Source organism: Streptomyces sp. NPDC107528, assembly GCF_055639295.1.
The window spans coordinates 19,985-41,266 of the sequence record NZ_JBVKAV010000002.1 but is presented as its reverse complement, the minus strand read 5'-3'; the positions used below and the strand labels follow the sequence as shown (position 1 = coordinate 41,266).

The 21,282-nt window shown below is 70.3% G+C and carries 14 protein-coding genes; 3 read left to right on the top strand and 11 right to left on the bottom strand.

Annotation, left to right across the window (positions count from 1 at the left end):
- Together ACZ7L5_RS05240 and ACZ7L5_RS05235 are read left to right on the top strand one after the other, a co-directional pair.
- Positions 1-3,142: HAMP domain-containing protein (locus ACZ7L5_RS05240; RefSeq protein WP_471514569.1), on the top strand; the 3,142-nt coding region annotated here is incomplete at its 5' end.
- 12 nt (positions 3,143-3,154) lie between these two features.
- Positions 3,155-3,721 carry a response regulator gene (locus ACZ7L5_RS05235; protein ID WP_384187395.1) on the top strand — a complete coding sequence of 189 codons (567 nt, stop codon included), beginning with the start codon at positions 3,155-3,157 and terminating at the stop codon, positions 3,719-3,721.
- A gap of 83 nt (positions 3,722-3,804) precedes the next feature.
- Here ACZ7L5_RS05235 and ACZ7L5_RS05230 read toward each other — a convergent pair whose 3' ends face one another.
- Together ACZ7L5_RS05230 and lepA are read right to left on the bottom strand one after the other, a co-directional pair.
- Positions 3,805-5,679 carry an AMP-dependent synthetase/ligase gene (locus tag ACZ7L5_RS05230; RefSeq protein ID WP_471514567.1) on the bottom strand — a complete coding sequence of 625 codons (1,875 nt, stop codon included), beginning with the start codon at positions 5,677-5,679 and terminating at the stop codon, positions 3,805-3,807.
- Between the two features lie 241 nt (positions 5,680-5,920).
- Complete coding sequence (gene lepA / locus ACZ7L5_RS05225) at positions 5,921-7,789, bottom strand: translation elongation factor 4 (RefSeq protein WP_328881706.1); 1,869 nt, start codon at positions 7,787-7,789, stop codon at positions 5,921-5,923.
- A 220-nt stretch (positions 7,790-8,009) separates the two neighbouring features.
- Here lepA and rpsT point away from each other — a divergent pair, with 220 nt between their 5' ends.
- On the top strand, positions 8,010-8,276 hold the full coding sequence (rpsT, locus tag ACZ7L5_RS05220) for a 30S ribosomal protein S20 (protein ID WP_391395202.1): 267 nt from the start codon (positions 8,010-8,012) through the stop codon (positions 8,274-8,276).
- A gap of 183 nt (positions 8,277-8,459) precedes the next feature.
- On the opposite strand, the gene ACZ7L5_RS05215 is transcribed toward rpsT, so the two are convergent.
- The 9 genes from ACZ7L5_RS05215 to leuS all read right to left on the bottom strand — a co-directional run bounded on the left by ACZ7L5_RS05215 (position 8,460) and on the right by leuS (position 20,912).
- Positions 8,460-8,855, bottom strand: a complete 396-nt coding sequence (locus ACZ7L5_RS05215; protein WP_471514564.1) for a nuclear transport factor 2 family protein — start codon at positions 8,853-8,855, stop codon at positions 8,460-8,462.
- 65 nt (positions 8,856-8,920) lie between these two features.
- The gene (holA, locus tag ACZ7L5_RS05210; RefSeq protein WP_328881703.1) at positions 8,921-9,910 is read right to left on the bottom strand and encodes a DNA polymerase III subunit delta; all 990 of its coding nucleotides are present in this window, start codon (positions 9,908-9,910) and stop codon (positions 8,921-8,923) included.
- Between the two features lie 629 nt (positions 9,911-10,539).
- A complete protein-coding gene (locus ACZ7L5_RS05205) occupies positions 10,540-10,785 on the bottom strand; it encodes a hypothetical protein (RefSeq protein ID WP_471514562.1) in 246 nt (81 codons plus the stop codon).
- An 83-nt stretch (positions 10,786-10,868) separates the two neighbouring features.
- A complete protein-coding gene (locus ACZ7L5_RS05200) occupies positions 10,869-11,708 on the bottom strand; it encodes an arylamine N-acetyltransferase family protein (RefSeq protein ID WP_471514560.1) in 840 nt (279 codons plus the stop codon).
- A 4-nt stretch (positions 11,709-11,712) separates the two neighbouring features.
- Positions 11,713-14,547, bottom strand: coding sequence for a ComEC/Rec2 family competence protein (locus tag ACZ7L5_RS05195; protein WP_471514558.1), 2,835 nt, complete (start codon positions 14,545-14,547; stop codon positions 11,713-11,715).
- Complete coding sequence (locus ACZ7L5_RS05190) at positions 14,544-15,467, bottom strand: ComEA family DNA-binding protein (RefSeq protein ID WP_471515801.1); 924 nt, start codon at positions 15,465-15,467, stop codon at positions 14,544-14,546. Before ACZ7L5_RS05190 ends, ACZ7L5_RS05195 begins: the two co-directional genes overlap by 4 nt.
- 604 nt (positions 15,468-16,071) lie before the next feature.
- A complete protein-coding gene (locus tag ACZ7L5_RS05185) occupies positions 16,072-16,917 on the bottom strand; it encodes a DegV family protein (RefSeq protein WP_362382282.1) in 846 nt (281 codons plus the stop codon).
- A 92-nt stretch (positions 16,918-17,009) separates the two neighbouring features.
- Positions 17,010-17,813 carry a hypothetical protein gene (locus ACZ7L5_RS05180; protein WP_471514556.1) on the bottom strand — a complete coding sequence of 268 codons (804 nt, stop codon included), beginning with the start codon at positions 17,811-17,813 and terminating at the stop codon, positions 17,010-17,012.
- 210 nt (positions 17,814-18,023) lie between these two features.
- On the bottom strand, positions 18,024-20,912 hold the full coding sequence (leuS, locus tag ACZ7L5_RS05175; protein ID WP_471514555.1) for a leucine--tRNA ligase: 2,889 nt from the start codon (positions 20,910-20,912) through the stop codon (positions 18,024-18,026).
- Between the last annotated feature and the right edge of the window lie 370 nt (positions 20,913-21,282).

Below are 21,282 nucleotides of genomic sequence, written 5' to 3'. Positions count from 1 at the left end.
GTCGACCATCAACACGATGGTCGACCAGCTCTCCGCCTTCGCCGACGAGGTCACCCGCGTCGCCCGCGAGGTCGGCACCGAAGGAAACCTCGGCGGCCGGGCCCAGGTACGCGGCGTCAGCGGCGTATGGAAGGACCTCACCGACAACGTCAACTTCATGGCGGACAACCTGACTTCCCAGGTCCGCAACATCGCCTTGGTCTCCACCGCCGTGGCCCAGGGCGACCTCGGCAAGAAGATCACGGTCGAGGCGAAGGGCGAGATCCTGGAGCTGAAGTCGACCATCAACACGATGGTCGACCAGCTCTCCGCCTTCGCCGACGAGGTCACCCGCGTCGCCCGCGAGGTCGGCACCGAAGGAAACCTCGGCGGTCAGGCCCAGGTACGCGGCGTCAGCGGCGTATGGAAGGACCTCACCGACAACGTCAACTTCATGGCGCTGAACCTGACCTCGCAGGTCCGCAACATCGCCCAGGTCACCACCGCCGTGGCCAACGGCGACCTGTCGAAGAAGATCACCGTCGACGCCCGCGGCGAGATCCTCGAACTCAAGGACACCGTCAACACGATGGTGCAGCAGCTGCGGGCCTTCGCCGACGAGGTCACCCGCGTGGCCCGCGAGGTCGGCACCGACGGCCGGCTCGGCGGCCGTGCGCAGGTGCTGGGCGTCTCCGGCGTGTGGCGGGACCTGACCGACAACGTCAACTACATGGCCGACAACCTCACCTCACAGGTGCGCAACATCGCCCAGGTCACCACCGCCGTCGCCAACGGCGATCTCTCGAAGAAGATCGACGTGGACGCGCGCGGCGAGATCCTGGAGCTGAAGACCGCCATCAACACGATGGTCGACACCCTCTCCTCCTTCTCCTCCGAGGTCACCCGCGTGGCACGCGAGGTGGGCTCCGAGGGCCAGCTCGGCGGCCAGGCCCGGGTGGAGGGCGTGTACGGCACCTGGAAGCGCCTGACGACGAACGTGAACGAGCTGGCGTCGAACCTGACCACCCAGGTCCGCGCGATCGCCGAGGTCGCCTCCGCGGTGGCCCAGGGCGACATGTCCCGTTCCATCACGGTGGAGACGCGTGGCGAGGTCGCCGAGCTGAAGGACAACATCAACCTGATGGTGGCCAACCTGCGCGAGACGACCCGCGCCAAGGACTGGCTGGAGTCCAACCTGGCCCGCCTGGCCGCTCTGATGCAGGGCCACCGCGATCTGATGGAGGTCGCCGACCTGCTGCTGCGCGAGCTGACGCCGCTGGTGAACGCCCAGTACGGCGCCTTCTTCCTGGCCGACCCGGACGAGGAGAGCGCCGCGCTGCGCACCACGGTTCCCACGAAGGGACTGGCCTTCATCGCCGGATACGGCTCGGCGCAGGGCACGACCATCGAGACCGGCGGCCTGCCGGTGCACGGCCTGGTCCGGCAGGCGGCGCGCGAGAAGAAGCGGATCCTCGTCGAGGAGGCCCCGCCGGACTACATCAAGATCAACAGCGGGCTCGGCGAGGCGGCGCCCACCAGCGTCGTCATCATCCCGATCCTCTTCGAGGACAAGCTGCTCGGCGTGATCGAGCTGGCGTCGTTCTCCCGCTTCTCCGATGTGCACCTGGCGTTCTTCGACCAGTTCGTGAACACCATCGCCGTCGCGATCAACACGATCATCGCCAACTCCCGTACGGAGTCCCTGCTCGGCGAGTCCCAGCGCCTGGCCATGCAGCTCCAGGAACGCTCGGACGAACTCCAGATGCAGCAGGCGGAGCTGCAGCGCTCGAACGCCGAGCTGGAGGAAAAGGCGGCGCTGTTGGCGACTTCGTCGCAGTACAAGTCGGAGTTCCTGGCGAACATGTCCCACGAGCTGCGGACGCCTCTGAACTCGCTGCTGATCCTGGCGAGGCTGCTCTCCGACAACCCGGACGGCCACCTCTCCGACCAGGAGGTCCAGTTCGCGACGACGATCCACCGCTCCGGCTCGGACCTGCTCCAGCTGATCAACGACATCCTGGACCTGTCGAAGATCGAGGCCGGCCGGATGGACGTACGCCCGAAGAAGCTGCCGCTCATCAAGCTGCTCGACTACGTCCACGCCACCTTCCGCCCGCTCACCCTGGACCGGGGACTCGCCTTCGAGGTGGCGGTCGGCGAGGACGTACCGCGCGAGATGTACTCGGACGAGCAGCGCCTCCAGCAGATCCTGCGCAACCTCCTCTCCAACGCCATCAAGTTCACCGCGTCGGGCAAGGTCGAGCTGCGGGTGAACCGGATGAAGGACCCCGATCAGCACTACGTCCGCGAGGGCGATGAGGTGATCGCGTTCTCGGTGTCCGACACCGGCATCGGCATCGCGGCGGAGAAACTCCCGGTGATCTTCGAGGCGTTCCAGCAGGCCGACGGCACGACCAACCGCAAGTACGGCGGCACCGGCCTCGGCCTGTCCATCAGCCGTGAGATCGCGGGCCTGCTGGGCGGCCGTATCGTCGCCGAGAGCGAGCCCGGCAAGGGATCCACGTTCACGCTGTACGTCCCGGTCGTCAGCCCCGGTCACTCCGCCACCGGCCCGGTGCCCGAGGACCGTCCGCTGCCGGCGCCGGAGCAGCTGTCCGCCGAGACGTTCTTCTCGACCGCGCACGACGCGGACGACTCCTGGCCGACGCCGACCAAACTGGAGGCGTGGCAGACCGGCCGGGCGGGGCAGGTCCTGCCGGGCCGACGGGTGTTGATAGTGGACGACGACATCCGCAACGTGTTCGCGCTCACCCATGTCCTGGGCCGGGTCGGCATGCCGGTCCTGTACGCGGAGAACGGCCGCGAGGGCATCGAGACACTGGAGCGCACGCCAGACGTCGAACTCGTCCTGATGGACATCATGATGCCGGAGATGGACGGATACGAGACGATCTCCGCCATCCGTCGCACGCCCCGTTGGGCGGACCTGCCCATCGTCGCGCTCACCGCGAAGGCCATGCCCGGCGACCGGGAGAAGTCCATCGCGCGGGGCGCCAACGACTACGTACCGAAGCCGGTGGACGTGGATCAGCTGCTGACCGTCGTCTGCGACCTCCTGGACCCCGAGGCCGCGGACAACTCCGTAGTACCGGAACCGCGCACTTCCGAAGGGGAAGAGGTTCCGCCGACCATCATCGAGTGAGGCCACTTCATCATGAGCGCTGAGGCAACGACCGACGAGCGTGCCGGCATCCTCCTGGTCGACGACATGGAGGACAACCTGATCGCGCTGGAGGCCGTACTGGGGTCCCTCAACGAGCCGCTCGTCCGCGCGCGTTCGGGCGAGGAGGCGATGAAGGCGCTGCTGCGGCAACGCTTCGCCCTGGTACTGCTCGATGTCCGCATGCCGGGCATGGACGGCTTCGAGACCGCCAGCAACATCAAACGACTCGACCAGACCAAGGACGTCCCGATCATCTTCCTGACCGGCGCTGAGGACGATCCGGGCTACGCCTTCCGCGGCTACGCCACGGGTGCCGCCGACTACCTGACCAAGCCGTTCGACCCCTGGGTGCTACGCGCGAAGGTGACGGTGTTCCTGGACCTGTACCGCAAGAACAGGCAGTTGGAGCGTCTGCTGAGCCGCGAACACGTCCACAGCCGGGAGCTGAGCACCCAGTTGGAGGCTTTGGAGGACCAGCTCGCCGACGACGCACCCCCGAACCTGACGGCACTACGAGCACAGGTCCACGAGATACGTCGGCTCATCGGGAAAGGGTGAGCTGCCCCACCTCAAAAGGGCGCGGGGAACTGCGCGACCAGCCATGGCGAACCGTCAGCCGCCACGCAGCCCCCCACCATCCCCTACGCCTCGCGCGTACCCGCGTACATCTCCTCGATCAGAGCCTTGTACTCCCGCTCGACAACCGGCCGCTTCAACTTCAGACTCGGCGTGATCTCCCCGTGCTCCACATCGAGATCCCGCGGCAGCAGCCGGAACTTCTTGATCGTCTGCCACTTCTGCAGCCCGGCGTTGAGCTGCTGCACATACCCGTCGACCATCTCGATGGCGGCCGGCGAGGCGACGATCTCCGCGTACGACTTCCCGCCGAGCCCGTTCTCCTCGGCCCACGCCACGATCGCGACCTCGTCCAGCGCGATCAGCGCCGTGCAGAAGTTCCGGTCGGCGCCGTGCACCAGGATGTTGGAGACGTACGGGCACACCGCCTTGAACTGCCCCTCGACCTCGGCGGGCGAGATGTACTTGCCGCCCGAGGTCTTGATCAGGTCCTTCTTGCGGTCGGTGATGCGCAGGTACCCGTCCGGGGACAGCTCCCCGATGTCACCGGTGTGGAACCAGCCGTCGCTCTCCAGCACCTCGGCGGTCTTCTCCGGCAGCCCGTGGTAGCCCTCCATGATGCCGGGGCCGCGCAGCAGGATCTCCCCGTCGTCGGCGATGCGCACCTCCGTGCCGGGCAGCGGCTTGCCGACCGTGCCGGTGCGGTAGGCCTCCCCCGGGTTCACGAAGGACGCGGCCGAGGACTCCGTGAGGCCGTAGCCCTCCAGGACGTGGATGCCGGCGCCGGCGAAGAAGAAGCCGATCTCCGGGGCGAGGGCGGCACTGCCGGACACGCACGCCCGCAGGTTGCCGCCGAAGGCCTCGCGGATCTTGGCGTACACGAGGGTGTCGGCGACCTTGTGCTTCGCGGCGAGCCCGAAGGGCGCGGAGTGGGTGCCGGTGCGCCGGAAGTTGTCCTGAGTGACCTTGGCGTACTCGCGGGCGACCTCGGCGGCCCACTGGAAGATCTTGTACTTGGCGCCGCCGCCCGCGCGGGCCTTGGCGGCGACCCCGTTGTAGACCTTCTCGAAGATGCGGGGCACGGCCGCCATGTACGTCGGCTGCACGACCGGCAGGTTCTCGATGATCTTGTCGACGCGGCCGTCGACGGCAGTGACGTGACCGACCTCGATCTGGCCGGAAGTGAGGACCTTGCCGAAGACGTGCGCGAGCGGCAGCCACAGGTACTGCACGTCCTCCGCGCCGACCAGCCCGGTCGCGGCGATCGCCTTCGCCATGTACGACCAGTTGTCGTGCGGCAGCCGCACGCCCTTGGGGCGGCCGGTGGTGCCGGAGGTGTAGATCAGGGTGGCCAGCTGGTCCTTGGTGATCGCGCCGACCCGCTGCTTGATCAGCTCGGGGTCCTTCTCCAGCCGGGCCGCGCCGCGGGCCTCCAGATCGGCGAGGCTGAGCACCCAGTCATCGGTCTCGACGCCGGCCGCGTCGATGACGACGACATGCGTGAGGTTCGGCAGCTCGGCGCGCTTCTCCTGCGCCTTGGCCACCTGGGCCGCGTCCTCCGCGATGAGCACGCGGCTCTCGGAGTCGGCGAGGATGAAGGCCGACTCCTCGGCGTTGGTCTGCGGATAGACCGTGGTGGTGGCCGCGCCGCCGCACATGATGCCCAGGTCGGCGAGGATCCACTCGATCCGGGTCGACGAGGCGAGGGCCACGCGCTGCTCGGGCTGGACGCCCAGCTCGATGAGCCCGGCCGCGATCGCGTAGACCCGCTCGGCGGCCTGCGCCCAGCTCAGCGACTTCCACTCGTCCGCGCCCTGCCCCGAAACCGGCGGCACGGGATAGCGGTACGCCTCGGCGTCCGGCGTCGCCGTCACGCGCTCCAGGAAGAGGGTCGCCACGCTCGGCGGACGATTCTCGATCAGTGTCTGTGTGTCGCTCACGACATCCTCCGGGGACCCGCGACTGTGCGGCTGACGTGCGGCTGGTTCCACTCGCGTTGTTTAACTCGCGAGTAACTATCGAGCAGGGATCAGGGTAAAGGCCGACGGCCCCCTGCGTAAGGGCCTGCGGCCTGTCGATTCCTCCAGACGGTCACGCGGCACGCACAAAGGGGCCCGTCGCGCTTTCGTACGACGGACCCCTGATGCGGCGATTTGCCGGGTCACCCGGTGCTACCTGCGGTTACTTCTTGGCCTTGCCCGAACCCGCGCTGTCATCACTGCTCAGTACGGCGATGAAGGCCTCCTGCGGAACCTCCACGGAACCCACCATCTTCATCCGCTTCTTGCCTTCCTTCTGCTTCTCCAGCAGCTTGCGCTTACGGGAGATGTCGCCGCCGTAGCACTTGGCGAGGACGTCCTTGCGGATGGCGCGGATGGTCTCGCGGGCGATCACCCGGGAACCGATGGCGGCCTGGATGGGCACCTCGAAGGCCTGCCGCGGGATCAGCTCCCGCAGCTTGGCGACGAGCCGCACACCGTACGCGTACGCCGCGTCCTTGTGCGTGATCGCCGAGAAGGCGTCGACCTTGTCACCGTGCAGCAGGATGTCGACCTTGACCAGGCTGGAGGTCTGCTCACCGGTGGGCTCGTAGTCCAGCGACGCATAACCGCGCGTCTTCGACTTCAGCTGGTCGAAGAAGTCGAAGACGATCTCCGCGAGCGGGAGGGTGTAGCGGATCTCGACGCGGTCCTCGGAGAGGTAGTCCATGCCGAGCAGGGTGCCGCGCCGGGTCTGGCACAGCTCCATGATCGAGCCGATGAACTCGGTGGGCGCGAGGATCGTGGCGCGCACGACCGGCTCGTACACCTCGTTGATCTTGCCCTCGGGGAACTCGCTCGGGTTGGTGACGGTGTGCTCGGTGCCGTCCTCCATGACCACCCGGTAGACCACGTTGGGCGCGGTGGCGATCAGGTCGAGGCCGAACTCGCGCTCCAGCCGCTCGCGGATCACGTCGAGGTGCAGGAGCCCCAGGAAGCCGACGCGGAAGCCGAAGCCGAGGGCCGCGGAGGTCTCCGGCTCGTAGACGAGCGCGGCGTCGTTGAGCTGGAGCTTGTCGAGGGCCTCGCGCAGCTCCGGGTAGTCGGAGCCGTCCAGCGGATACAGACCGGAGAAGACCATGGGCTTGGGGTCCTTGTAGCCCCCGAGCGCCTCCGTGGCCCCCTTGTGCTGGCTGGTGACGGTGTCACCGACCTTGGACTGGCGGACGTCCTTCACACCGGTGATGAGATAGCCCACCTCACCGACGCCGAGCCCGTCGGCCGCCAGCATCTCCGGCGAGTTCGTCCCGATCTCCAGCAGCTCGTGCGTGGCGCCGGTGGACATCATCCGGATCCGCTCGCGCTTGTTGAGCTGGCCGTCGATGACACGGACGTACGTCACGACACCGCGGTACGAGTCGTAGACGGAGTCGAAGATCATCGCGCGGGCCGGAGCGTCCTTGACGCCGACCGGGGCGGGAACCTCGGCGACGACCTTGTCGAGCAGGGCATCGACGCCCAGGCCCGTCTTGGCGGACACCCTGAGCACGTCGCTCGGATCGCAGCCGACCAGGTTGGCGAGCTCCTCCGCGAACTTCTCGGGCTGCGCGGCCGGCAGGTCGATCTTGTTCAGCACGGGGATGATCGTGAGGTCGTTCTCCATCGCCAGGTAGAGGTTGGCGAGAGTCTGGGCCTCGATGCCCTGGGCGGCGTCGACGAGGAGGACGGTGCCCTCACAGGCGGCCAGCGACCGCGAGACCTCGTACGTGAAGTCGACGTGCCCCGGGGTGTCGATCATGTTGAGGATGTGCGTCTTGCCGGAATCGTGGCTGGGAGCCCACGGCAGCCGCACCGCCTGGGACTTGATCGTGATACCGCGCTCACGCTCGATGTCCATCCGGTCGAGGTACTGAGCACGCATCTGCCGCTGCTCGACCACACCGGTCAGCTGGAGCATCCGGTCGGCGAGCGTGGACTTGCCGTGGTCGATGTGCGCGATGATGCAGAAGTTGCGGATCAGTGCCGGGTCGGTACGGCTCGGCTCGGGCACATTGTTAGGGGTCGCGGGCACGCAGGGTCCTGTCTCTTGAGGCGCCTTATGCCTCGGGTCGGATCTATACGTAGGTTCCATGGTCCCATGGGCGGCGACCGGCGACCGTTTTGGGCCGTCGGCCGGGCCACTGGTAGCCTGGGTGGCTGTGTCTCATGCCCTCTCAGCGCGAGACACACTCCAGAAAATCACCGGGACGGGTCCCATGCGGCCCCGTACCAGAACCTGAAAAGGCTCATCAGTGGCGAACATCAAGTCCCAGATCAAGCGGATCAAGACCAACGAGAAGGCCCGGCTGCGCAACAAGGCCGTCAAGTCCTCCCTGAAGACCGCGATCCGCAAGGCCCGCGAGGCCGCTGCCGCGGGTGACACCGAGAAGGCCACCGAGTACCAGCGCGAGGCCGCGCGGGCGCTCGACAAGGCCGTCTCCAAGGGCGTCATCCACAAGAACCAGGCCGCCAACAAGAAGTCGGCGCTTGCTTCGAAGGTCGGCGCTCTCAAGGGCTGACACTTGATTTGACCGCCGGAGGGAATCGAGCGGGCCCTCTCTCATCCGCTCCCGTCCGGCCCCCCGAGCCTGTACGCGGCCTGCGTTCGCCACGCGGGTACGGGCTCAGCAGCTTGAACCGAAGGCCCCGGCCACCGTCCTTCCCCAGGACGGCGGCCGGGGCCTTCGGTGTGAGTGCCGGTGTCAGCTCCAGAAGTCGTTGGCCTTGTCGATGTCCTCGACGCACTCGTCGAGATCGGTGGCCTTGTCTCCGACGATACGGAAGATTATGGCGCCGTTCTCGTCGATGTGCTTGCCGTTGCGGTCGGCGCTGAAGCGGTGCACGGCGACGACATGGCCGCGGCCGTCGACAAGCAGTGAACGCAGCTCCGCCCGCATGGTGCCGTTGGTCTCCGCGGCGAGCCGACCGTACATCTCGATGATCGCGTCCATGCCCTTGTAATCACCCGAGAGCGGATGGCTGCCGGGCACATGCTGCGTGCAGTCCGATGCCATCAACTCGCGCAGGGTGTCCATGTCACCGCGTTCAAAAGCCGCGTACCCCTTGCGGACGAGCTGTGCGTGCGGGTGTTCAGCCATCGCGATCGCCACCTTTCCCAGTCCGGCGACATAAGGCTGCTACGCCCGATTCTCCTCTTCCGGCCCTAGCCACGCCCTCTGGACCGAGCGGCCCGCGCGATCGTCACGACCGCCTTCTCCAAGGCGTACTCCGGGTCGTCACCGCCGCCCTTCACACCGGCGTCCGCCTCGGCGACCGCGCGCAACGCCAGCGCGACTCCGTCGGGCGTCCACCCCCGCATCTGCTGGCGCACACGGTCGATCTTCCAGGGCGGCATGCCGAGCTCCCGCGCCAGGTCGGCGGGTCGGCCGCCCCGGGCCGAGGACAGCTTTCCGATGGCCCTGACGCCCTGGGCGAGCGCACTGGTGATCAGGACGGGCGCCACGCCTGTCGCCAGCGACCAGCGCAGCGCCTCCAGCGCCTCCGCGGCCCGCCCCTCGACCGCACGGTCGGCGACCGTGAAGCTCGACGCCTCAGCGCGGCCCGTGTAGTACCGCCCGACCACCGCCTCGTCGATCGTCCCCTCGACATCGGCGACCAGCTGACTCACCGCGGCCGCCAGCTCCCGCAGATCACTGCCGATGGCATCGACGAGCGCCTGACAGGCCTCCGGCGTCGCGGACCGTCCCGTCGCCCGGAACTCCTGCCTGACGAACGCCAGCCGGTCCGCCGGCTTGGTCATCTTCGGGCACGCCACCTCCCGCGCCCCCGCCTTGCGCGCGGCGTCGAGCAGCTTCTTGCCCTTCGCCTGCCCGGCGTGCAGCAGCACGAGAGTGATCTCCTCGGCCGGCGCGCCGAGATACGCCGTCACGTCCTTGATCGTGTCGGCCGACAGATCCTGCGCATTGCGCACGACCACGACCTTGCGCTCCGCGAACAGCGACGGACTGGTCAGCTCGGCCAACGTGCCCGGCTGCAACTGCTCAGAAGTCAGATCCCGCACGTCCGTATCGGCATCAGCGGCCCGGGCCGCAACCACCACCTCCCGCACAGCACGGTCGAGCAGCAGCTCCTCCTGGCCCACGGCGAGGGTCACGGGGGAGAGGAGGTCGTCATGTGCAGATTTCCTGGCCATCGCGACAAGGATGGCACGGGCCACTGACAGTGGGCGCTGACGGGAGGTTGGGGGGCGGGGCGTGGTCAGGGGTGTGGTCAGGGGTGTGGTCAGGTCGGGGGCGGGGTGCCGGGGGGCCGGGGCGGGGTGGCGGTCACGCCCAGGGGGCGGGGGTGGTCAGGTCGGAGGCGGGAGCTGCGTGACGCCCGGGGGCGGGGCGGCGGTCACGCCCGGGGCGGGATGCCAGGTGATGCCCGGCGGGGCGGGGTGGCGGTCACGCCCGGGGCGGGGTGCCAGGTGATGCCTGGCGGGGCGGGGTGGCGGTCACGTCGGGGGGGCGGGGGCTGGTCAGGTCGGAGGCGGGAGCTGCGTGACGCCCGGGGGCGAGGCGGCGATCACGCCCGGGGCGGGGTGCCGGGTACGCCCGGCGGGGCGGCGGTCCCGCCCGGGGGCGGGGTGTGGTCAGGTCGGAGGCAGGTGCTGGGTGCCGCCCGGGAGGCGCAGCGGCGATCACGCTCGGGGGCGGGGTGCCAGGTGACGCCCGGCGGGGCGGCGGTCACGCCGGGGGGGGCGTGCCGGTGACGCCCGAGGGCACGGCGGCGGTCACGCCCGCGGGCCGGGTGCCGGTCATACCGGTCACTCCGGTTCGGCTACGGCTCCTCCCGCCACCCGTCCCACTCCCCCACGAAGTCATCCAGCTCACCCGGATCGAGCCGCCCCGCCTCGTCCCGCAGCACGACCAGCCACTGCGCGTCCTCGGCATCGTCCTCCCCGGCCAGCGCATCCCGCACCAGCCGCGGCTCCTCGTCGATCCCGAACCGCTCTCCGAGGGCCCCCGCGACCTCCTCCGCCGCGTCACGATCGGGCAGTACCAGCACATGTCTCACATCACTCACGGAGCAATTCTCGGGCACCGGCGAGAGACGGCCCTGCGCCGGGTCCCCGCGCCCACCCCGGCCCCGGGCACCCCCAGCCCGGATCAGCCGTCCCGGTTGGGCTTGCGCACCGTCGGCACCCGGTCCAGCTCGATTCCGAACCGCTCCCGGTACACCCCCAGCACCTCCTCGTCCGTCCCCAACTCCCGCTCCTCACGTGCCCCGTCGGCCGCCGTCGTCTTGAGGGTGCGGCCGCTGAGGGTGATCCGCCCGCCTTCCTTCGTCACCCGCGAACACACCAGCGACTGCGTGAAGTGCGAGCTCGGCGAGGTGCTGTGCCACCACGCCCCGGCCACGAAGTCGCCGAGTGCCCGCGGCCGCCGCTCCAAGCGGTACTCCGCCCTGCCGCCCATGGCGACCTCCAGGTCCGCCGCCTCCTCCGCGTCGTACCCGCCGCGCACCCCCGCCGCGTCCGGCCCGGCCTCGACGATCCGGAACACACCCGCCGGATCCACCTGCTCACCCCGCGCCTCGAACGCCAGCGGGTAATGGCTGTGCGCCCCGAAGCCGACATCCGCCAGCCATGTGCCCCCGTCCACGGTCCGCACCTGCAGCGCCATGTGGTCGTAGGGAATCCCGACCTTTTCCTCCTTCACATGGACCCGCCCCGCGAGCAGCGTCACATCGAAACCGAGCGCGCCGAGCAACGCCCCGAAGGCCCCGTTCAGTTCGTAACAGAACCCACCCCGCCGCGCCCCCACCACCTTGTCCAGCAGTCGCTTCTCCTCCAGGACGATCTCCTCACCGAGGTGGATCGAGAGGTTCTCGAAGGGCACGGTCTGCAGATGGCGCAGATGCAGCTCGCGGAGCACGTCCACGGTGGGCCAGGCGGGGTGCTCGACCCCCAGTCGGCGGAGATAGGCATCAAGCTCAACGGAATCCATGCCTTCAGTCTCCCGCCACCCGCAGCTCCGCGCCCGTACCAGTGACCGCCAGCGCCCCGTGCTCGTCCGTCCGCAGCACCACGGCCCCCTGCGTCCGCAGCGCCGCGAGCGTGCTGGGAGCCGGATGTCCGTACGGGTTGTCCTCACCACAGCTGATCAACGCCAGCCGGGGCGCGGCCCGGCGTATGAGCTCCGGGTCCTGGTACGCCGAGCCGTGGTGGGCCACCTTGAGCACGTCCACGCCGCCCAGCAGCGCCCCGGCCGGCGATCTCAACAGCGCCCGCTGGGCCGGGGGTTCGAGATCCCCGAGCAACAGGAGCCGCAGCCCGGCCGACCGGACGAGCAGAGTGACGCTGGCGTCGTTCGGACCCTCCGGGGCCATGGCCGGCAGTGACGGGTGGGCGGGCGGCGGCCACACCACCTGCCAGCTCAGGTCTCCCGTGCGTCGCTCCTCCCCGGCGGCGGCCCGCGTCACGGGAATGCGTCGGGCGGACGCCTCCCTGCGCACGAACTCCACCTGGTCCACTGGCTCTTCGTGCCCCGTCGTCTCGATCGCACCCACCGCGCGCCCCCGCAGGACGCCCGGCAGGCCCGCCACATGGTCGGCGTGGAAGTGGGTGAGCACGACGAGCGGAATCCTGGTGATCCCCAGCGTGCGCAGGCACCGGTCGACCAGCGTCGGATCGGGGCCGGCGTCCACGACCACACCCGCCCCCTCGCCCGCCGCGAGCACTGTGGCGTCGCCCTGCCCCACATCGCACATCGCGAACCGCCACCCGGGCGGCGGCCACCCCGTGACCACCCTGGTCAGAGGCGGCGGCTGCACCACCACCAGCAGGAGCAGCGCCCCGCAGACACCGCACCACCAGGGGTGCCGCAGGAGCCGCCGGCCGGCGAGCAGGGCGACCACCGTGGCGAGGGCCAGCAGCGCTGCCCCGGTCCAGCTGCCGGGCCAGTCCACGCCCGCGCCGGGCAGCGCGGCACCGGTCCGGGCGACGTCCGCGATCCAGCCGGTCGGCCAACCCGCGCACCAGGCCAGTACCTTGGCCACCGGCATCGCCAAGGGCGCCGTCGCCAGTGCCGCGAAGCCCAGCACCGTCGCCGGTGCGATCGCGAACTCCGCGAGCAGATTGCACGGCACCGCCACCAGGCTCACCCGAGCCGACAGCACCGCCACGACCGGCGCGCACAGCGCCTGCGCGGCAGCCGCGGCCGCCAGCGCCTCGGCCGGCCTCGGCGGCATCCCGCGCCGCCGCAACGCCGCGCTCCAGCGGGGCGCGAGGGTGAGCAGGGCACCCGTGGCCAGGACGGAGAGCAGGAAGCCGTAACTGCGGGCCAGCCACGGGTCGTACAGCACCAGCAGCAATACGGCCGTCGCCAGCGCCGGGATCAGAGTCCTACGGCGTCCGGTCGCCAGGGCGAGCAGCGCGACGGCCCCGCAAGCCGCGGCCCGCAGCACGCTGGGGTCCGGCCGGCACACGACGACGAACGCGAGGGTGAGCGCCCCACCGAGCAGCGCGGTAGTCCGCAGGGAGATGCCCAGGCGGGGCGCGAGGCCACGGCGCTCGGCGAGCTGTGCGAGGCCCGGCGGGCCGATGAGCAGAGCGAGGATGATCGTGAGGTTGCTGCCGGAGACGGCGAGCGTGTGCGCGAGGTCGGTCTCCTTGAACGCCTCATCCAGCTCCGGGGTGATCCGGGATGTGTCCCCCACGACCAGCCCCGGCAGCAGCGCCCGCGCATCCGCCGGCAAGCTGTCGGTCGCCTTCCGCAGCCCGGCCCGCAACCGCCCCGCCAGCCGCTGCGCCCCCGACGGCTCCCCCACGACCTCCGGCATCGCCGGGCCCCGCACCCGCAGCACGGCCGCGACCCGGTCCCCGTCCGTGAGGGTGGGCGCGAGCCGTGCGGTCACCCGCAGCCGGGTGGAGGGGAGCAGGTTCAGCCAGTGAGAACGCCGGGCGCCGGAGGACTGCGACGCCCCTTCGTCGCCCCCGGACGCCCCCCACCCGGCGTCGACGATCATCAGCACCGGCGCCCGCGTCACCACCGCCGAGCCGTCCGCGTCCTCGACGCGTCGTACGTCCGCCTTGATCAGCACGGAGGTCGGCGCCATGTGATCCCCTCTGACCCGGGGTCGGGTGAGCCGGGGATCGGAGGTGACCTCGACCTCGGCGGTCACGGTTGCGTACTCCCGCACCAGCTCGGGCACCGGCCCACGCCGTAGGTCGGCCCCGTGCAACCCGGCGGAGACGGCCGCCGCGGCGACACAGAGCAGCACGGCGGCGACCGAGGTTCGAGGCCAAGTGATGCGCCTCGGCGCGGTGCTCGGCCCGTGCGGCCGGCTGCTACGCCTTGGCTCGGTGCTCGGCCCGTGCGGCCGGGTGGGCCGGCTCGGTGGGGAATCCGCCACAGAACCGGTCCGGCGCCGGGGCGCTGTCAGACGCCCTGGCCTGGCCGCACGGCCATCGCCGCCCCCACCAGCGGCGAGCCCGCTTTCAGCAACCCTGCCACCCGTAAGCCCGCCTTCAACACCCCCGCCACCGGTGATCCGGCCTTCCACGCCCCCGCCACCGGTAATCCGGCCTTCCACGCCCCCGCCTCGCCGCACCACCAGCAGCACGCCTGCCGCAAGCAGACAGGCAACCGCCGCCGCGACCGCCCACCCCTCAGGGGCACCCAGCATCAGTGCCGCCGTCGCCCAGGCGGCGAGCGCGGGTGGGACGAGTCGAAGGTCCGTCGGTCCTTCCTGACGGGGGTGGGAGGCACCGAGCCGGCTGCCCGACGCGGCGTGGACGGCAGCGCGGGAGGGCGCGAGGTCGGGTGTACGAACGTCGTGGGTCATGGCCGTACGAGATTCCGCAGATCGGCGAAGCGGCGGTCACCGATGCCGTTGACCTCGCGCAGCTCGTCCACCGAGCGGAAGCCGCCGTGCTGGGTGCGGTAGTCGATGATGTGCTGGGCCAGGACCGGGCCGACGCCCGGGAGGGTGTCGAGCTGGTCCACGGTGGCCGTGTTGAGGGCGACCGGCGCGCTGGGTACCGCCCCCGCGACCGCCGCACCGCCCGTGCCGGTACCCGCACCCGTGCCCGGAGCTGCCCCTGGCATTGCGGCCGGACCCCCGACGATCACCTGCTCGCCGTCCACCAGGAACCGAGCCCGGTTGAGGCTGTCGGTCTTCGTGCCGGGACGAACCCCGCCGGCAGCACGCAGGGCGTCGGCGACCCGCGAGCCCGCGGGCAGGCGGTGGATGCCCGGCTCGCGCACCTTTCCGCTGACGTCCACGACGATCTCGGCCGCCGCCGTGGCCCCGGCACCGGACGCACCGACTGCCGCCGACGTACTCGACCCGCTCGCCCCTCCCTGCTGCTGTCCTCCCTGTGACTGTCCTCCTTGCGACTCTCCCCCGTACGAGGCCGCCGCCCGCAGCACCTCCGGCGCGCGCACGGACTGCGCCCGCCCGGCCCAGAAGTGCTGTACGGCGAACCCGGCGGCGAGGACGAGCACCACGGTGAGCGCGACCACGCTCCGCCGCTCCAGCCCACACCTCGCCTGCAACCACACCGGCATCCGCTCCCGCAAAGCCAGCCCGGCCCGCGCCGGCCACTCCCCGACACCGGAACTGGCACCGGCACCGGCACCACCCTCGCCACCAGCCCCGTCAACCATGACGGCAGCCGCGCCACCAGCCTCCTCACCCGCGCCGGCATCGCGGGCGCCCGCGCCCAGCGCCCCATTGCCGCCCGGGACATCGGAGCCCACCAGTTCCTCGGCACGCGGAACATCGAAGCCGCGCAGCCCAGCCGCACGCGCAACATCGGAACCGCGCAGCCCATCTGCACGCGCAACATCGGAACCGCGCAGCCCATCTGCACGCGCAACATCGGAACCGCGCAGCCCAGCCGCACGCGCAACATCGGAACCGCGCAGCCCAGCCGCACGCGCAACATCGGAACCGCGCAGCCCAGCCGCACGCGGGACAACGGCGCCCAGCGGCCCACCAGCCCCCTCATCCACGCCCCCACCCCCCGGCGGCCCCGCCCCCGACTCCCCCCACTCCCCGGCCCGTTCGGCGAAAATCACCTCCGTCCTGCGCCGCAGCTCCTCCGCCGCTCGCGCGGACGCAGGGCGCGGCCGCGCCCGCCCCGGGGCATGCATGGGTCGCCGTCGGCGGGTGCGGACGTCGGAGTGAGGGCCTCGGCCCGGGCCGCTGGTTGCCGTCGTGGTGCGTGTGCGTGATCGAAGTGCCATGCGACGAGGATCGGACACCTCGGCACACCCGCGATGATCTTGCTCAATTCCCGTGGATTACCGGCGCGTTGTGGAAAACTCCGCCACCCACACGAGTGAGTCATTCGCCAAGGGGCCGTCACCGCGGCGAAACCACAACCCCCAACAACCCAGGCCCGGTGTGCGCCCCGATAACCGCCCCGACCTCGCTCACATGCAGATCGGCCAGCCCAGGCACCCGCGCCCGCAAACGATCCGCCAGTGCCGACGCCCGGTCGGGGGCGGCGAGATGGTGGACCGCGATGTCGACCTGCGCGCTGCCCGCCCGGTCGGCCGCGATCTCCTCGAGGCGGGCGATCGCCTTGGAAGCCGTCCGGACCTTCTCCAGCGGGCCGATCCGGCCGCCCTCCAGCTGCAACAGCGGCTTCACCGCGAGCGCTGAGCCCAACAGCGCTTGCGCGGCGCCGATGCGGCCGCCGCGGCGCAGATAGTCGAGGGTGTCGACGTAGAAGTAGGCGGCGGTGGCCCCGGCGCGCTTCTCCGCGGCGGTGACGGCCTCGTCCACCGTGCCGCCCGTCTCCGCTGCCTCGGCCGCTGCGAGCGCGCAGAAACCGAGCGCCATGGCGACCATCCCGGTGTCCACCACCCGCACCGGTACCGGGGCCTCGCGGGCGGCGAGGACCGCCGCGTCGTAGGTGCCGGAGAGCTCGGCGGACAGGTGCAGGGAGACGATGCCGGTGGCGCCGGCCTCGGCGACCTTGCGGTAGTGCTCCGCGAAGACCTCGGGGCTGGGGCGCGAGGTGGTGACAGGACGTCGCTTCTGCAACGCCTGAGCGAGGGATCGGGTCGAGATCTCGGTGCCCTCGTCCAACGCCTGACCGCCGACGACCACGGTCAGGGGCACCGCGGTGATGCCGTGGCGCTCCATCGTCCGCTGCGGCAGGTAGGCCGTTGAATCGGTGACGATCGCGACATGGCGGGACATGAGCTGGAGGTTACCTGGCGTAGCGCGCGGGCGGCAGCCCGACCCCGCTCACCTGGGAATGCCTTGACCGATCAGCACGGGCGCAATCGGGCTCAAGTCGTGCTCTCGGGACGGGGTTTCTTCTGCCAGGGGTACGTCGGGCGCGGGGCTGCCGGGCTGATGGCGGGCCGGGTCGGCTCCTCGGCCCGCTGTGACTGAGGCGTGTCCGGCCAGGTCTGCTCGGCCGTCCCGGCGGCCTCGGTGGCCGGGGCCTCCGGCCACGGGGGCGGCGTGGCCGCCGGACGTTCGGACGGCGGCGTCGGCGAGGAGGAAGGAGACGAGGAGGCGGAGGCGGAGGCGGCGGACTCCGTGGTCTGCCAGTGCCGCAGGGCTCCGGCCTCCAGGTCGATCTGCTCGCTGAGGGTGTCCAAGTCGTCGGCGGCGAAGCGGCGGGCCCGGTCGCGGGCCGCCCAGCGCAGCGCGTCCGCCGACTGGACGACGCGCTCGGTGCGCTCGCGCAGGTCGGGCAGCCGCTGTGCGAGGGTCGCGCGGTCCGGTTCGGACTCCAGGCGCCGCATCTCGGCGTCCAGTTCGTGCCCGTGCGCGCTGAGGCGTTGGAAGAGGCCGAGGGACTCCTTGAGAGACTCGTCCTCGGTCGCGCCCGCGTGCAGCGCGTCCTGGGTGGCCCGCATGGAGGTGCGCAGCTTCAGCCGCAGTTGGGCGAGCTCGCCGGCGGCGCCCGGCTGGGCGAAGGACTTGGCCCGCAGGGTGCCGTCCTCGACCGTGCGCCGGGCGTGGGTGATCGTCTCGTCCACGCGGCGCTTGGCAGCCCCGACCACCTTCACCGTGGCGTACGCGCCGAGCACGACAAAGAGCACGAAAAGCAGGGCGGCGACGACTGCGATCACTGCTTCCACGAGCTCCTCCTCGACCGGTCGCGGCACACACCGCGTCACTCTTCAACGGTAAACGCAGCAGGCAGGCCCGGAGTTCCAGAAGAACCCCGAACCTGCCCGTAGGGGATCACCCCGAGCCCGCACCAGACCCGGCCGAACCACCGAGTCGCCGCGCCAATACCGGGGCGCATACGCCTACGCCTACGCCTACGCCTACGCCCTAGCGGACGCCTACGCCGGAACGATGTTCACCAGCTTCGGCGCCCGCACGATCACCTTGCGGATCCCGGCGCCGTCCAGCGCCGCCACGACCTTCTCGTCGGACAGCGCGACCTTCTCCAGCTCCTCGTCGGAGATCGCCGGCGAGACCTCCAGGCGGGCCTTGACCTTGCCCTTGATCTGCACGACACAGGTCACGGTCTCGTCGACGACGTACGCCGGGTCGGCGACCGGGAAGTCGCGGTGCACCACCGAGTCGGTGTGGCCCAGCTTGCGCCACAGCTCCTCGGCGATGTGCGGGGCCAGCGGCGCGGCCATCAGCACCAGGGACTCGGCGACCGAGCGCGGTACCGCGCCGCCCGCCTTCGTCAGGTGGTTGTTCAGCTCCGTGACCTTGGCAATGGCGGTGTTGAACCGCATGCCTTCCAGGTCACCGCGCACCCCGTCGATCGCCTTGTGCAGCGCACGCAGCGTGTCCTCGTCGGGCTCGGCGTCCACCACCGTCACGTCGCCGGTCGTCTCGTCGACGACGTTGCGCCACAGCCGCTGCAGCAGCCGGAACTGGCCCACCACCGCGCGCGTGTCCCACGGCCGGGAGACGTCCAGCGGGCCCATCGCCATCTCGTACAGACGCAGCGTGTCGGCGCCGTACTCGGCGCAGATCTCGTCCGGAGTGACCGCGTTCTTCAGGGACTTGCCCATCTTGCCCAGCAGCCGGGAGACCTTCTCGCCCTGGTAGTAGTAGGCGCCGTCGCGCTCCTCCACCTCGGCGGCCGGGACCGCGATGCCGCGGCTGTCGCGGTACACGTAGGCCTGGATCATGCCCTGGTTGAACAGCTTGTGGAACGGCTCCGCGGAGGAGACGTGCCCCAGGTCGAACAGGACCTTGGACCAGAAGCGGGCGTACAGCAGGTGCAGCACGGCGTGCTCGGCGCCGCCGACGTACAGGTCGACGCCGCCGTGCGGCTGGCCCTCGCGCGGACCCATCCAGTACTGCTCGATCTCGGGGTCGACCAGCTTCTCGCTGTTGTGCGGGTCCAGGTAGCGCAGCTCGTACCAGCAGGAACCGGCCCAGTTGGGCATGGTGTTGGTCTCGCGCCGGTACGGGCGAGGACCGCGGCCGTCGCCCAGGTCCAGCGTGACGTTGACCCAGTCCTCGTTGCGCGACAGCGGCGTCTCGGGCTGGGTGTCGGCGTCGTCCGGGTCGAAGGTGCGCGGCGAGTAGTCCTCGACCTCGGGCAGCTCCAGCGGCAGCATCGACTCGGGCAGCGCGTGGGCGATGCCGTCCTCGTCGTAGACGATCGGGAAGGGCTCGCCCCAGTAGCGCTGGCGGCTGAACAGCCAGTCACGCAGCCGGAAGTTGACAGTGCCCTCGCCGACACCGGTCCGCTCCAGCCACTCGGTGATGCGTACCTTGGCCTCGGCGACGCCCAGTCCGTCCAGGGAGATGTCGTCGTTGGAGGAGTTGATGATCTTCGCGTCGTACGACCCGAAGGCGTCCTCCCACGTCGAGGTGTCCGTGCCACGCCCGTCCGTCGGCTCGACGATGCAGACGATCGGCAGCTCGAAGGCGCGCGCGAACTCGAAGTCGCGCTGGTCACCCGCGGGAACGGCCATGATCGCGCCGGTGCCGTAGCCCATCAGGACGTAGTCGGCGATGAAGACCGGGACCTGCTCGCCGTTGACCGGGTTGGTCGCGTACGAGCCGATGAAGACGCCCGTCTTGTCCTTGGCCTCGGCCTGGCGCTCGACGTCGGACTTGGAGGCGGCCTGCGCGCGGTAGGCGGCGACGGCCTCGGCCGGGGTCGCGTGACCGCCGGTCCACACGTCGTGCGTGCCCTCGGGCCAGGCGTCCGGCGTGAACTTCTCGACCAGCGGGTGCTCGGGTGCCAGCACCATGTAGCTCGCGCCGAACAGGGTGTCGGGGCGCGTGGTGAAGACCGTGATGCGCTCGCCGTCCACGGGGAAGTCGACGCGGGCGCCCTCGGAGCGCCCGATCCAGTTGCGCTGCTGCAGTTTGATGGCCTCGGGCCAGTCCAACTCGTCCAGGTCGTCCAGCAGCCGGTCGGCGTAGGCGGTGATCCGCATGTTCCACTGGCGCAGCTTGGCCTTGAAGACGGGGAAGTTGCCGCGCTCGGAGCGGCCGTCGGCGGTGACCTCCTCGTTCGCCAGCACGGTGCCCAGGCCGGGGCACCAGTTGACCGGCGCGTCGGAGGCGTACGCCAGCCGGTACTCGCCCAGGACGTCGGCGCGCTCGTCGACGCTCAGCTCGCTCCACGCACGCGTGCCGCCGTCAGCGCTCGGTACGGCACGCTCGCCGGACTCGAACAGGGCGATCAGCTCGGAGATCGGACGGGCCTTCTTCGCCTCGTCGTCGTACCAGGAGTTGAAGATCTGCAGGAAGATCCACTGGGTCCACTTGTAGTAGTCCGGGTCGATCGTGGCGAACGACCGCCGCTTGTCGTGGCCCAGGCCCAGCCGGCGCAGCTGGATCTGCATGTTCTTGATGTTGGCCTCGGTGGACACACGCGGGTGCGTGCCGGTCTGCACGGCGTACTGCTCGGCGGGCAGGCCGAAGGCGTCGAAGCCCAGGGTGTGCAGGACGTTGTGGCCGGTCATGCGCTGGAAGCGCGCGAAGACGTCGGTGGCGATGTAGCCCAGCGGATGACCGACGTGCAGGCCCGCTCCGGAGGGGTACGGGAACATGTCCATGATGAACTTCTTGGGCTTGGCGACCAGATCGGGGTCGCCCGCCAGGTCACCCTTGGGGTTCGGCGCCGCGTACGTGCCCTCGGCGTCCCAGAAGTCCTGCCAGCGTGCCTCGATCTCGGCCGCCATGGCGGCCGTGTAGCGGTGCGGCGCGGCCACCTCGGCGGTGGCAGCGGGGTTCGTCTCGCTCATGATCCTCAAAGCTCCATCGATCGTCTCTGCAAGCGGCTGCGGTTCTCCGGAAACGAAAAATCCCCTCGCACAGGAGGGGACGCCGCGCCGATTCCGACCATCCGATTCACCCGGTGGTCGGGACTGATCAGCGCGGCCCGCTAAGCAGAAGGCGTACGGCACGCATGGCGTCAGGGTACCGCAGCGCCCGAGCGGGTCGCGACGCACTTCCGGTGGGGGGCGCGAGGGGCTTCTTATAGGGGGCGCGCGTGAACATCAGCGCCCCGAGTTCCGTACCTGAGAGTTGTGAAGACCTCGAAAAGTTGAACAACACTCAACTGTTACCTGGCGTAACAGTCGCTAAGGGACAACACAAGCCCCTTGCAGCCCG